At 56.1% G+C, this 11823-nt stretch carries 16 protein-coding genes; 9 read left to right on the top strand and 7 right to left on the bottom strand.

The window, feature by feature from the left end; genetic code table 11:
• A partial coding sequence (locus ACR0AZ_RS07345) for a hypothetical protein (protein ID WP_480667130.1) occupies positions 1-562 on the bottom strand: 562 nt, incomplete at its 3' end.
• Between the two features lie 251 nt (positions 563-813).
• Between ACR0AZ_RS07345 and ACR0AZ_RS07340 the strand changes: the two genes are divergently transcribed.
• Together ACR0AZ_RS07340 and ACR0AZ_RS07335 are read left to right on the top strand one after the other, a co-directional pair.
• Positions 814-1461 (top strand): TIGR02466 family protein, encoded by a 648-nt coding sequence (locus ACR0AZ_RS07340; RefSeq protein ID WP_480658129.1) that lies wholly within the window; start codon positions 814-816, stop codon positions 1459-1461.
• A 113-nt stretch (positions 1462-1574) separates the two neighbouring features.
• Entirely contained in the window at positions 1575-2183 is a 609-nt protein-coding gene (locus tag ACR0AZ_RS07335; RefSeq protein ID WP_480658128.1) for a carboxymuconolactone decarboxylase family protein, read from the top strand.
• A 64-nt stretch (positions 2184-2247) separates the two neighbouring features.
• On the opposite strand, the gene ACR0AZ_RS07330 is transcribed toward ACR0AZ_RS07335, so the two are convergent.
• Positions 2248-3126, bottom strand: a complete 879-nt coding sequence (locus tag ACR0AZ_RS07330) for an alpha/beta fold hydrolase (protein ID WP_480470223.1) — start codon at positions 3124-3126, stop codon at positions 2248-2250.
• Positions 3127-3237: 111 nt separating this feature from the next.
• Between ACR0AZ_RS07330 and ppk2 the strand changes: the two genes are divergently transcribed.
• Positions 3238-4167 carry a polyphosphate kinase 2 gene (gene ppk2, locus ACR0AZ_RS07325; protein WP_480470222.1) on the top strand — a complete coding sequence of 310 codons (930 nt, stop codon included), beginning with the start codon at positions 3238-3240 and terminating at the stop codon, positions 4165-4167.
• Between the two features lie 146 nt (positions 4168-4313).
• Positions 4314-5666: an MATE family efflux transporter gene (locus ACR0AZ_RS07320; RefSeq protein ID WP_480667129.1), complete on the top strand. Its 1353-nt coding sequence runs from the start codon at positions 4314-4316 to the stop codon at positions 5664-5666.
• 3 nt (positions 5667-5669) lie between these two features.
• Here ACR0AZ_RS07320 and ACR0AZ_RS07315 read toward each other — a convergent pair whose 3' ends face one another.
• Together ACR0AZ_RS07315 and ACR0AZ_RS07310 are read right to left on the bottom strand one after the other, a co-directional pair.
• Complete coding sequence (locus ACR0AZ_RS07315) at positions 5670-6071, bottom strand: hypothetical protein (RefSeq protein ID WP_480470220.1); 402 nt, start codon at positions 6069-6071, stop codon at positions 5670-5672.
• 7 nt (positions 6072-6078) lie between these two features.
• The gene (locus tag ACR0AZ_RS07310) at positions 6079-7281 is read right to left on the bottom strand and encodes a pyridoxal phosphate-dependent aminotransferase (protein ID WP_480470219.1); all 1203 of its coding nucleotides are present in this window, start codon (positions 7279-7281) and stop codon (positions 6079-6081) included.
• Positions 7282-7373: 92 nt separating this feature from the next.
• On the opposite strand from ACR0AZ_RS07310, the gene ACR0AZ_RS07305 reads away from it, so the two are divergent.
• From ACR0AZ_RS07305 to ACR0AZ_RS07295, 3 genes are all read left to right on the top strand, one after another.
• Positions 7374-7766 (top strand): helix-turn-helix domain-containing protein, encoded by a 393-nt coding sequence (locus tag ACR0AZ_RS07305; RefSeq protein WP_480470218.1) that lies wholly within the window; start codon positions 7374-7376, stop codon positions 7764-7766.
• A complete protein-coding gene (locus tag ACR0AZ_RS07300) occupies positions 7763-8020 on the top strand; it encodes a succinate dehydrogenase assembly factor 2 (protein ID WP_480470217.1) in 258 nt (85 codons plus the stop codon). The genes ACR0AZ_RS07305 and ACR0AZ_RS07300 overlap by 4 nt, the downstream gene beginning before the upstream one ends.
• Positions 8021-8098: 78 nt before the next feature.
• Positions 8099-8596: a MarR family winged helix-turn-helix transcriptional regulator gene (locus tag ACR0AZ_RS07295; protein WP_480470216.1), complete on the top strand. Its 498-nt coding sequence runs from the start codon at positions 8099-8101 to the stop codon at positions 8594-8596.
• 118 nt (positions 8597-8714) lie between these two features.
• On the opposite strand, the gene ACR0AZ_RS07290 is transcribed toward ACR0AZ_RS07295, so the two are convergent.
• Complete coding sequence (locus ACR0AZ_RS07290; RefSeq protein ID WP_480667128.1) at positions 8715-9419, bottom strand: DUF1194 domain-containing protein; 705 nt, start codon at positions 9417-9419, stop codon at positions 8715-8717.
• A complete protein-coding gene (locus ACR0AZ_RS07285) occupies positions 9416-9844 on the bottom strand; it encodes a VOC family protein (protein ID WP_480667127.1) in 429 nt (142 codons plus the stop codon). The genes ACR0AZ_RS07290 and ACR0AZ_RS07285 overlap by 4 nt, the downstream gene beginning before the upstream one ends.
• A 177-nt stretch (positions 9845-10021) precedes the next feature.
• Here ACR0AZ_RS07285 and thyX point away from each other — a divergent pair, with 177 nt between their 5' ends.
• Positions 10022-10933, top strand: a complete 912-nt coding sequence (thyX, locus tag ACR0AZ_RS07280) for an FAD-dependent thymidylate synthase (RefSeq protein ID WP_480470214.1) — start codon at positions 10022-10024, stop codon at positions 10931-10933.
• A gap of 121 nt (positions 10934-11054) precedes the next feature.
• Here thyX and ACR0AZ_RS07275 read toward each other — a convergent pair whose 3' ends face one another.
• On the bottom strand, positions 11055-11261 hold the full coding sequence (locus ACR0AZ_RS07275; protein WP_008758035.1) for a cold-shock protein: 207 nt from the start codon (positions 11259-11261) through the stop codon (positions 11055-11057).
• 215 nt (positions 11262-11476) lie between these two features.
• On the opposite strand from ACR0AZ_RS07275, the gene ACR0AZ_RS07270 reads away from it, so the two are divergent.
• Entirely contained in the window at positions 11477-11794 is a 318-nt protein-coding gene (locus ACR0AZ_RS07270) for an ArsC/Spx/MgsR family protein (RefSeq protein ID WP_480667126.1), read from the top strand.
• The last annotated feature ends 29 nt before the right edge of the window (positions 11795-11823 follow it).

Below are 11823 nucleotides of genomic sequence, written 5' to 3'. Positions count from 1 at the left end.
CGTCACTTTCGCCACCGTCGTCGCCTTCGCCGTCACTTTCGCCACCGTCGTCGCCTTCGCCGTCACTTTCGCCACCGTCGTCGCCTTCGCCGTCACTTTCGCCACCGTCGTCGCCTTCGCCATCGCTTTCGCCGCCGTCGTCACCTTCGCCGTCGCTTTCACCATCGTCGTCACGCTCGCCATCATCGCTTTCGCCATCATCGCCTTCTTCGTCGTCGCGTTCGCTGTCATCACCTTCGTCGTCATCTTCTTCGTCATCAAATCCTTCATCATCATCTTCATCGTCAAAATCTCTGTCGTCGTCTTCTTCGTCATCGTACTCATCGTCACGCTCAGATCGATCGCGGACGATGGTTCCATCTTTTCCCAATACCACTTCTCTCTCGATCCCAGGCCCAGTTGCCTCAAAGCGGAGATTTCCAAAAAGCGTGTTCGTTATTTCAATTCTCTGGAAACCTTGTTCCGTAAGCTCGTTGATGACGTCTTGTTTGGTGGTTTGCGAGAGTGCTGTTGTAGCCATCAAAACAAAGGTTGTCGTAAGACCCATAGTTTTCTTGTTCATGTTCCTATCCTCAACGATTTTGCTGATTAAATTAGACCACTCGCCGCTGAAGCTGGGAATATAACTTTGGATGGTTTCGCCATACTTGAACCAAAGATCTATTTCCTCAACGATAGGGGATAACGCACGTAAAGTACTAAGGTGCGGGTTTGGAGAGCCCTAGGAGATCTGGCAAGGAAAACTCTTGCAGGCGCGCTCGGGGTGATCTGAATATTTTAACCAACAGTTTAGTTGAAGGTAACGCCAAGGACATGCCCGAAGCCAAGAAGTTCGAGAAGCTTTTCTCCACTCCAATGATGCGATTTGAAGTGCCCAACAGCGCAGCATTAAATGCGGCGTTGTTGTTTGAGGCAGAAAAGATGCGTGAGGAAGATGAAGGCGTCTCAAAGTCCAATCGAGGGGGGTGGCACTCACGAGGGAATCTCTTTGAACGCGATGCGCCGGCCATTCAGACTTTGCGCGACGCGGCAAAAGATGCGGTGTTCCAGATAACACGAAAGGTCTCAGATAAGGTTGAGCCGGATGAACTCCGCCTGAAACTGTTCGGCTGGATGAACGCCAATCCCTCCGGCGGTTACAATGCACCACATACGCACCCCGGAGCGCATTGGTCCGGTGTTTACTATGTCTCTCAACCCGAGGTCGAAGATGGTTCCTCTGGAATGATCGAATTTCTCGACCCTCGGAATGAGTTGCCTCATTGGCGGATACTTGAGGCGAGTGCATTTCGGAACAAAAAGAAGCTGCGCCCATCTCCGGGTGAAATGATCCTTTTTCCATCCTATCTGACCCATTGGGTCCACCCAAATCAAAGCGAGGATAGCCGTGTAACTGTTGCGTTCAACGCAACTTTTCGTCGTCCTAAGCCAGGCACGCTGAAAATGTCAGAAAGTAAGTAGTTCTTCATTCTGCGCATACGATATCTAACGGATACTTGTCGAATTCGTCTCGCCACCTGCTCAAAGCACTCCTAGTCTGCGGACATCAATCAGTCACGACAACAGGAACCCAAATGAGCTGGATCAAGACCATACCCTATGCCGAGGCGACGGGCAGGCTGCGCAAACTCTATGACCGGGTCACCGGCCCAGACAACAATGTGGACAACATCATGATGGCGCACAGCCTGCGCCCGCACTCGATGGAAGGCCATATGGCGATGTATAAGGCGGTGCTGCATCATTCAGGCAACGCGATCCCGAAATGGTTTCTTGAGGTGCTGGGCGTGTGGGTCAGTTCTCTGAACCGATGCGGGTATTGTGTCGAGCATCATTTCGCGGGTCTGCAGCGGTTGTTGCAGGATGAAGCGCGAGGGAACGCGATCCGGGCGGCGATTGAGGCAGGCGAGCCGGGGCAGGCGCCTTTGGACGCGGCGCAGGTTGCTGCGATGGATTATGCACGCATGCTGACCGAAGCTCCGGCGGATTTGATCGAGGCCGATGTTGAGCGTTTGCGCTCCGCTGGTTGGGGTGAGGGGGAAATTCTGGAGATCAATCAGGTCTGTGCCTACTTTTCTTATGCCAATCGCACAGTTCTGGGGTTGGGGTGTTCAACAAAAGGGGATGTGCTGGGGCTGTCGCCTAACAATTCGGATAATCCCGAAGACTGGGGACATCGGTGAGGTCGGAGCGAGGGGCCAGCCCCTCGCGCTCCCCGGGATATTTCGGGCCAGATGAAGAGGCGGATCAGGCTTTTTGTGCCCAGCGTAGGATTGACTGGGCAAGTGGCTCAGGTTGCTGGTGATGCAGCCAGTGATCGGTGCCAGGGATCGTGATGCGGGTCAGATTGGGGGCGAAGCGTTCGAGGCCGTCGGTGGATTCGGGCAGAAGGGCGTGGTCTTCGGGGCCCCAGAGTAGCAGGTGAGGGCAGGTGACCTGCAAACGGTCGAGGGGAAGGTTGGGGAGGTCTGTGCGTGGTTTGTCGGGCTCTGCCACGATAAGCGGCGAGGCGCGGTACCAGTTCAGCATCGCATTCAAGCGACCGGGGCGGGCCCATTCGCGGCGGTAATCCTCCATACGTGTATCTGACAACCAATCGAGCCCCGTACCGTGCCTAAAAAAGCGCTCGAGTCTGGCGAAATTGTTGGCTGAGAAATGCTCTGCGGATGCGGGCGCGCGGAGTTGGTTGATATATTGCGACGCCTTAGATTGTGCGCCGCCAGCCGCCATTGCACGCTGGAAAGGAGCCGGATGAACGCCGTTTGCGATGATCAGGTGACTGACCAGATCCGGGTGAAACATCGCCAGTCCATAAGCGACTGACGCCCCCCAATCGTGACCAAGGACATGGACGGGGTGGCCAATGCGTTCAATCAACGCCGCCATGTCGGAAGTCAGCTGCGAGAGCTTGTAGTTCTCAACCCCTTCAGGCGTCCAGCTTTGACCATAGCCGCGTTGATCCGGGGCGATGCAGTGGAAATCATGAGCCAGATGCGGGGCTAGGTCCGCCCATGCACCGCCGTATTCCGGGAAACCGTGCAGCATCAACAGCGGCGGTAGGTTGGCTTCGCCCCAGTGGCGGAGAAAGAATGGCTGACCGTTGAGCATCACGTGTTCGGTTCGCATGGAGTGCCCCCTGAATGCGCCTAAAAGGTAACTCAATTTGACACCAATCAAAGCGAAAACCAGCAGTTTCTGATAGCACTTGGCCAGACAGTGAAGCCAAGGAGAACATGCATGGATTCAGCGCCCCAGACCCCCCAGAACGCGTCTCAAATAAAGGTTGTTCCTTCTAAGCAGCCAGAAGCGAATGCGCCGAGCCCCGAGAAGATCCGCCAGGCTTTTGAAAGTGGGAAATACCCCTATGTCCGTAAGCTGGCACGCAGAACCTATGAGGCACAGAAGGCCGAGCTTCAGGCTGAGCTGCTGAAAGTTCAGCTGTGGGCTCAGGAGACCGGTCAGCGCTTTGTGTTGTTGTTCGAGGGTCGCGATGCGGCTGGTAAGGGCGGCACCATCAAGCGTTTCATGGAACACCTGAACCCGCGCCAGGCGCGTGTAGTTGCCCTGAACAAGCCGACTTGGGAAGAGAAGGGCCAATGGTATTATCAGCGCTATGTGCAGCAACTGCCGACCGTGGGGGAAATGGTGTTCTACGACCGCTCCTGGTACAATCGCGCGGGTGTTGAGCGGGTGATGGGGTTCTGCTCGCCCAACGAATATCTGGAATTTATGCGCCAGACGCCCGAGCTTGAACGGATGCTCGTGCGTTCGGGCATACAGCTCTATAAATACTGGTTCTCGGTTACGCAGGAAGAGCAACAGCGCCGCTTTAGAAGCCGGGAAACCGATCCCCTGAAACAGTGGAAACTATCGCCGATAGACAAGGCCAGCTTGAGCAAATGGGACGACTATACCGAGGCGAAAGAGGCGATGTTCTTCTATACCGACACCGCAGATGCGCCTTGGACCATCGTCAAGTCGAACGACAAGAAACGTGCGCGTCTGAATTGTATGCGGCACTTCCTGTCGACGCTGGATTATCCGGACAAGGACCGCAAGATCGTGGGTGAGCCCGATCCGTTGATCGTCGGTCAAGCGCATCATGTAATACATCGCTCGGATCATATCCTTGGCACCGCGCTGCATCCGGATGCCAAGGTCGGCTGACCTTTCCAGACTAAGTCGATCAAAGCCATCGCCCGCAGGGCGGTGGCTTTTTGTTGCTGATCGGTAAAGTCTCACTGTGAAATAAACATGATCCGCTCTTGTCTATGCCAAAGGGCAAGCCTAAGGCTGGCAGTATGAAGAAGGTAATGACATATCCTGAACATTACCGCGCTATTGCGGTTTTGGGTCTGCCACTGATCGGCGGGCATCTGGCGCAATTCGCCATCGGCCTGACCGATACCATCATGCTTGGGTGGTACGGGGTTGAAGCTTTGGCTGCGGTGACGCTGGCTAGCAGCTATTACTTTGTTCTGTTTCTGTTTGGCGCGGGGTTCGGTTGGGCGGTTATGCCCATGGTTGCGACCGCTGCGGCAGAGGAGAATGAGACCAGCATTCGTCGTTCGACCCGAATGGGTCTATGGCTGTCGCTGATCTATGCGGCGGTAATGATGCCTCTTTTGTGGTGGTCCTATCCGATGCTGATTGCGTTGAAGCAAGAGCCGCAAGTTGCTGAAACGGCTTCGGAATACCTGCGTGTTGCGGGCTGGGGATTGTTCCCGGCGTTGCTTGTTATGGTCCTGAAATCCTATCTGGCCGCGCTTGAACGGACGCAGATCGTGCTCTGGATTACCGTCGTTGCCGCTTTGGTCAATGGCGTTACGAACTATGCACTGATCTTTGGTAATTGGGGCGCGCCGGAATTGGGAGTGATCGGTGCCGCCATCGCCTCGGTTGTGACGCAGATCGTATCGCTGGTCGCGGTGGTGATCTATGCAGTGCGGGCGCTTCCGGAACACAACCTGTTTCAACGTTTCTGGCGTCCGGATTGGGAGATGTTCTATAGCGTGCTGCGTCTGGGTGTGCCGATTGGTCTGACCACGCTAGCAGAAGTGTCCTTGTTCGCGACTTCCGCCATTATGATGGGCTGGTTGGGGCAGGTCCCGCTGGCGGCGCACGGGATTGCACTCAACCTCGCCTCGGCAACATTCATGGTGCATCTGGGCCTGTCGAACGTGGCGACAATCCGGGCGGGTAATGCCCTGGGGCGTCGGGATCGCGCCCATCTTGAGAAGGGTGCGATTGCAGTGACCGGTATGTCGCTGGTGATGTCGGTCCTGACGGTCATCTTGTTTCTTACCTGTGCCGAGCCGTTGATTTCGCTGTTCATGGAGGCGGATGATCCGCAACGTCCGCAAATTTTGGCAATCGGCGTTGGATTGCTGGCGATGGCGGCCCTGTTCCAGCTGGTCGACGGTGCGCAGGTGATTGCGCTGGGTCTGTTGCGCGGGTTGCAGGACGCCAAGATTCCGATGGTGATGGCCGCGCTCAGCTATTGGGTTGTGGGTATCCCGGCGTCGTATTTCTTTGGCTTTGTTCAGGGGCTGGACGGGATCGGCGTCTGGCTGGGTCTGGTGCTGGGTCTGGCCTGTGCCGGAGTGCTGCTGATGGCGCGGTTTTGGTTGCGCTCGGTGCGCGAAGTAGGGCCGGTGGCCGCTTAGAATTCAGCCCTTCGCAATACGATCCGATTTTTTGCGCACCAATACCGAGCGCAGATCGTGCATTGCCATCAGGAGCGCATCCGTAATCGCTTCCAGTTGCTCATCACTGGCTTTGGACTGAGCCCATTGCGTGGTCAGATTCAGGTGATCAATCGCGCGATGGATATCATCGATATCGCGCCGGGCTAAGAGGGCCTTGCGCTCCTCCATCCAACGGGTGATCGCAGCCTTGTCGGCTTCGCTCAGCGCGCGTTGCCCGTGTGGTTTGACCTCGCCATTGCGAATATTGATGACGGCGATCTGATCCATCTCGATCCGGCGCTGACGGTTTTCCGTGTCGATCCGGAACACCGCTGCACCGTTTTCTCGAACGCGAAAGTAATATTCGGGCAGGGCGGTGGACATCGGAACCTCAGCTGAGCGATGCGCAGAAGCGCTGGATGCGGGTGCAGGCCTCGGTCAGCGCCTCGTCAGAGGTTGCATAGCTGATGCGGAAGTTCGGCGACAAGCCAAAGGCCGCTCCAAAGACGACAGCGACATCGGCCTCTTCCAGCAGCGCGGTTGCGAAAGCCTCATCCGTATCAATCATCGTACCTGCAGGCGTCGTCTTGCCGATCAGGCCCGCGATTGATGGATAGACATAGAAAGCGCCTTCAGGCGTCGGGCAGGTGATGCCGTCGATCTGGCTGAGCATATCGACCACCAGATCACGGCGGCGTTTGAATATCTCGTTGTTGGGCGCAAGGAACGCCTGAGTACCGTTCAGCGCCTCTACCGCGGCCCATTGGCTGACTGAGCACGGGTTCGATGTCGATTGAGACTGCACCTTGCGCATGGCTGCAATCAGTTCGACCGGACCCGCAGCATAACCAATGCGCCAACCGGTCATGGCATAGGCCTTGGACACGCCGTTGCAGGTCAGGGTGCGTTCGTAAAGCCCCGGCTCGACTTGCGCCGGTGTGCAGAATTTGAACCCATCATAGGCCAGATGCTCATACATATCATCGGTCATCACCCAGACTTGTGGATGCCGCATCAACACTTCGGTGAGCGCCTTCAACTCATCCCAGCTATAGCCCGCACCGGTGGGGTTCGAGGGTGAGTTGAAGATGAACCATTTGGTGTTCGGAGTAATAGCGGCTTCAAGCTGATCGGGCGTCAGCTTGAAACTGTTCTCAAGGCTGGTTTCCACCACTACCGGAGTCCCGCCTGCCAGCAACACCATATCCGGGTAGCTGACCCAGTAGGGCGCAGGGATGACCACCTCATCCCCTTCGTTCAGCGTGGCCATCAGCGCGTTATACAGCGTCTGTTTACCCCCGGTTCCAACCGAAATCTGGGCCGGTGCATAGTCCAGTCCATGATCCCGCTTCATCTTGGCGCAGACGGCCTGTTTGAGCTCAGGGATGCCGTCTGGCGCGGTGTATTTTGTCTTGCCTGCAGCGATGGCTGCAACGGCGGCGTCCTTGATGTTCTGCGGCGTATCGAAATCCGGCTCTCCGGCACTCAACCCGATGACATCGCGCCCGGCGGCTTTCAGTTCAGCCGCTTTGGCCGTCATCGCGATGGTGGGCGAGGGTTTGACGCGCGACAATGTCGCAGACAAGAAACTCATTGCAGGCCTCGGTTTGTATGTTGGCTTTGACTGTCATAGGGTGCGCCCGAATAACGATCAAGCCATATGGCAGTCGAGGATTGGAGACAGTGATGACCGACGAAACGGACTGGTTCGGCCCAGATACGGCAACCTTCGGGGACCGGGTCGCAGGTGCACGTGAGATCGCTGGAATGACTCAGGTGCAGCTGGCCCGCAGGCTTGGTGTGAAAAAAGCCACTATCGCCGCGTGGGAGGATGACTTGTCCGAACCCCGCGCCAACAAGTTGTCGATGATGGCCGGGCTGTTGAACGTCTCGATCATGTGGCTGCTGACAGGCGAAGGCGACGGCATGGACGCGACCAGCCTGGATGGGAATGCGGATTCGGAGCTGAGCGATCTGGTGGCCGAGTTGCGCTCTATCCGTGGCGAAATGCGTGCCAGCTCTGAACGTCTGGCCCGCGTCGAAAAAGCGCTGCGGCTGAAACTGGAACGTGATCAATGAGCGAGACACGCGAAAATCGGATCAAGCGCATGAAGATGCGCTCGATGCGCCGGGGCATCAAAGAGATGGACCTGATCCTGACTGCTTATGCAGATCGCAATCTGGCTGCGATGGATGAGGCGCAACTGGATCTCTATGATGCGATGCTGCATGAAAACGATCAGGACCTCTATCAATGGGTGACCGGCCAGGCATCTGCGCCCGCGCACTTAGCTGATTTGATCGCCGATATCTCTCAGACCTTTCAAAAATAAGGATTATTCCAACTTAACCGATTTTTTGGGAATTCGCGTCATCTTGCAAGAAACAGCGCGATTGAATCGGAGGATCGGATGAGTTTGGAAATGCAGGTCTCCGCGCCCGGAACCAAGGGGTTCATGACCAGTTATCTTGAGGCGCTTGCGCTGGTCGAGCGTCTGCACCGGCTGCTTCTGGATGTCATCAAGGATGAATTTGAACGGGTGGGCGTGTTAGAGATCAACGCGGTTCAGGCGCTGCTTTTGTTCAATATCGGCGATCATGAGGTAACCGCAGGCGAATTGAAAAGCCGTGGATATTATCAGGGCAGCAATGTCAGCTATAACCTCAAGAAACTGGTTGAGATGGGCTATATGCACCACCAGCGCTGCGAGATTGATCGCAGGTCCGTCCGCGTGCGATTGACACCGCGCGGTCGCGAAATTCGGGATATCGTGGCTGAGCTGTTCTCCCGCCACGCCACGGGGCTGCAGACAAGAGGTGTGATCGGGGCCGAAGGCATCGAAGATATCACGGATTCATTGCGCCGGGTTGAACGGTACTGGACGGATCAGATCCGTTATATCTACTGACCGGCTCGGCGAATTCTGCAGCAGGTAGATTGGGTGGAGCTTGGATTGATCCGTTTCAGCTCACCCTTTGTCCGAAATTCGGCGCTATAGGTTGATGAATACACGCCAGGCGGTCGGATCATTCTGATTGGTGCCGTCCAAGATCGCTGAGTTCCAACCCCTTGAGCTCTCTCTCCAATTTACGACGCATCGCGCGCTCGAAATCCTCGAAGCCAGCAGCGATTTCAAGAAAGGCACCGGGCCCGTGCAGGACATTGTCTTGGAAAAAGGGGATCAGGTCGATCTCACCTTCGAAATCCGCTGCGTTGATAACAAGACCATTGACGGTCATGTTCCTAAACGGAAAGTGCTTATAGGCAGTCAGCGGCCCGTAGCCGTCGTTGTTTTTGCCGTCGCCCGAGATGTCGATGGTCTGAAACAGGCACCGCGGCGCGCGTTGCATTAAGGTTGCCCCATAGGCCAAAGCATGCCCCATCGCGGTTGGGAATTCGTTTTCGGATCGATCTGAACGACCAATCCGCTCTGCAGCGGCAAGCAGATCCGAGGGTGTCTGAATCAATGTCCAATCAAGCAGCAAAGTCTGATTGAACCGGCCTGACCATTCATACGCTGCCAATGCAACGGGTTGTGGAGAAAGGAAGAAGGCCTCTTGCACCTCGGGTGCGATCAAAGCATTGGCCAGCCCCTTGCGCTGCAGCGCGTCTTCAGACGCATCGACCGAGGTTGAAATGTCCATTGCCAGCGCGAGCGCGAGGCGGCAGTGCTCGGCCCAAAGGGGGCTGCCCGTGATAGCCAACCCCAGTGTTCCCAGCCAACGGATCACCAGTGGCCGGTGCTTTCCATGCTGGCCCAGGGTTCCGCCGGTTCCAGCGCTTCGCCGTTCTGCAGCAGCTCTACCGAGATATTGTCGGGCGACCGCACAAATGCCATGCGCCCATCGCGCGGAGGGCGATTGATCACGACACCGTTGTCTTGCAGGTGCTGGCAGGTCTCGTAAATATTTTCGACACCATAGGCGAGGTGCCCGAAATGACGGCTGTCACTGGGCAATGCATCATCGCCGTCCCAGTTATAAGTCAACTCGATCGGGGCGTCCTCCTGTCCCGGCGGGGCGAGGAAGACCAAGGTGAACCGTGCCGCTTCGCTTTCATAGCGGCGTGTTTCTTTCAGCCCCAGAAGCTCATAAAACGCTATGGATTTCTCAAGATCCTTCACGCGGACCATAGTATGGAGGTATGTCAGCCCCATCGCGACTTTCCTTACATTGATAGTGATCTTCAGCACCTTAGCGCGCCTTCACCTCATGTCGAGGGGCAGCCTGGACACATTTCCGAATTTGCGCGCTGTGCCGCACATATCGCGGTTCCGGTGAAGTGTTGGCCGATATATAGTGGTAGGCGACTCATTGCTGGAAAGGATAATTTCATGCCTCTGTCTGCCGACCAATTGGCCGAGATCGAAGCTCAACGCGCACAGTCGAGCCCGACCCGCCGCGTCGTAGCCGAAGGTATGGAAGACCACTTGTACACGGCGCATCAGGTTCTGGATCACGGATTTGTCCGCGTCATCGACTACATGGGCGATGATGCCGCGATTTGTCAGGCCGCGCGCGTGTCCTACGGCAAGGGGACCAAATCGGTTCAGAACGACGAAGGCCTGATCCGGTACCTCATGCGCCACTGGCATTCGACGCCGTTTGAAATGTGCGAGATCAAGCTCCACGTCAAACTGCCGGTCTTTGTTGCCCGCCAGTGGATCCGCCATCGGACGGCGAATGTGAATGAATATTCAGCCCGTTATTCGATCTTGGATCGGGAGTTCTATATTCCGGCACCCGAACACGTGGCTGCCCAGTCCGAAGTCAACAATCAGGGCCGGGGTGATACGTTGCAGGGCGAAGAAGCCGCACGCGTGCTGGAAATCCTCAAGGCCGACAGCGCCCGCTGTTATGACAACTACGAGGCAATGATTGGTCAGGACGGTCAGCAGGGATTGGCGCGTGAATTGGCGCGAATGAATCTGCCTGCGAATATCTATACGCAGTGGTACTGGAAGGTGGATTTGCACAATCTGTTCCACTTCCTGCGCCTGCGCGCCGATCCGCACGCGCAATACGAGATTCGGGTCTATGCAGAAACCATGTGCAAGGTCGTGGCTGACTGGGTGCCGTTCGCCTATCGAGCGTTCGAGGATTACCGCCTGGGCGCGGTTAATCTGTCGGCCCAGATGGTCACCTGCTTGCGCCGGATGTTGGCGGGTGAGGCGGTTACGCAGGAAAACTCGGGTATGACTGCGCGCGAATGGCGCGAGTTTGAAGCCGTTATTCGCGAGGGCTGATTCCCGAGAAATAACAAAAAACTCGCGTCCCAGTGCGTGCGCGTGTTTTTGGGGTTTAACGGTTAACGGCCGGAAATTGGCCGCTAACCTTCTTATCCTTCCCGCCTTGGCGGGCCTTGCCTTATAGCGGCTTCAAATCAGCAGCCATCTGGCGGCCGTCACGTCCGTCCTGCAACTCGTACGAGACTTTCTGATTGTCAGCGAGTCCGGTCAGACCGGATCGTTCTACGGCCGAGATATGAACAAACACATCTTTGCCACCCTCATCAGGCGCAATAAAACCATAGCCTTTGGTCGTATTAAACCATTTCACGGTGCCGGTTGGCATTTCCCGTGTCTCCTTCTACTTTCACGTTGTCCCACAAATTGGTGGGGGCAGTGCTCCGACAATACCACAACACATCACTGTTCGCCCAAACGATACAGCCCGGATTGCGTGTTTCGTCTTTTTCAACATTGCACGGTGAAGTAAAAAATCAAGAATAACCGAGGCAGGCCAAGTGGTTTGCCCGAATTTGCAGCAAATACAGGATCAGCCAAAATATGCGCCTATATGGGTTAAAGAACTGTGACACTTGCCGTAAGGCATTGAAAAGCCTTCAAGATGCGGATTTTGTTGATGTGCGGGAACAGGGCGTGCCGGAAAATGTAATGTCACAGGCGTTCGAGATTTTCGGCAAAGCTTTGCTCAATACCCGCTCCACAACCTGGCGTGGACTGGATGAGGACACGCGCAATCGCCCGGTGCTGGAACTTCTGGCGGATCATCCGACGCTGATGAAGCGTCCGCTGATCGAGAATGACGGCCAGATGTACTTGGGTTGGACACCTGAAACCCGTAAAGGGCTTGGTGTTGCCTGAACAACTGCCTATGTGACACGGGGCAACAG

The sequence above is a fragment of the Ruegeria sp. BE3 genome, from assembly GCF_056538865.1.
Note: the sequence above shows the minus strand (reverse complement) of the source record. Positions and strands in the feature narration are given on the sequence as shown.

Coding starts and splice junctions, on each gene's coding strand:
- ACR0AZ_RS07320 (WP_480667129.1), top strand. CDS start 4,314: ATGACATATCCTGAACATTACCGCGCTATTGCGGTTTTGGGTCTGCCA.
- ACR0AZ_RS07295 (WP_480470216.1), top strand. CDS start 8,099: ATGAGTTTGGAAATGCAGGTCTCCGCGCCCGGAACCAAGGGGTTCATG.
- thyX (WP_480470214.1), top strand. CDS start 10,022: ATGCCTCTGTCTGCCGACCAATTGGCCGAGATCGAAGCTCAACGCGCA.
- ppk2 (WP_480470222.1), top strand. CDS start 3,238: ATGGATTCAGCGCCCCAGACCCCCCAGAACGCGTCTCAAATAAAGGTT.
- ACR0AZ_RS07300 (WP_480470217.1), top strand. CDS start 7,763: ATGAGCGAGACACGCGAAAATCGGATCAAGCGCATGAAGATGCGCTCG.
- ACR0AZ_RS07305 (WP_480470218.1), top strand. CDS start 7,374: ATGACCGACGAAACGGACTGGTTCGGCCCAGATACGGCAACCTTCGGG.
- ACR0AZ_RS07315 (WP_480470220.1), bottom strand. CDS start 6,071: ATGTCCACCGCCCTGCCCGAATATTACTTTCGCGTTCGAGAAAACGGT.
- ACR0AZ_RS07275 (WP_008758035.1), bottom strand. CDS start 11,261: ATGCCAACCGGCACCGTGAAATGGTTTAATACGACCAAAGGCTATGGT.
- ACR0AZ_RS07335 (WP_480658128.1), top strand. CDS start 1,575: ATGAGCTGGATCAAGACCATACCCTATGCCGAGGCGACGGGCAGGCTG.
- ACR0AZ_RS07310 (WP_480470219.1), bottom strand. CDS start 7,281: ATGAGTTTCTTGTCTGCGACATTGTCGCGCGTCAAACCCTCGCCCACC.
- ACR0AZ_RS07285 (WP_480667127.1), bottom strand. CDS start 9,844: ATGGGGCTGACATACCTCCATACTATGGTCCGCGTGAAGGATCTTGAG.
- ACR0AZ_RS07330 (WP_480470223.1), bottom strand. CDS start 3,126: ATGCGAACCGAACACGTGATGCTCAACGGTCAGCCATTCTTTCTCCGC.
- ACR0AZ_RS07340 (WP_480658129.1), top strand. CDS start 814: ATGCCCGAAGCCAAGAAGTTCGAGAAGCTTTTCTCCACTCCAATGATG.
- ACR0AZ_RS07270 (WP_480667126.1), top strand. CDS start 11,477: ATGCGCCTATATGGGTTAAAGAACTGTGACACTTGCCGTAAGGCATTG.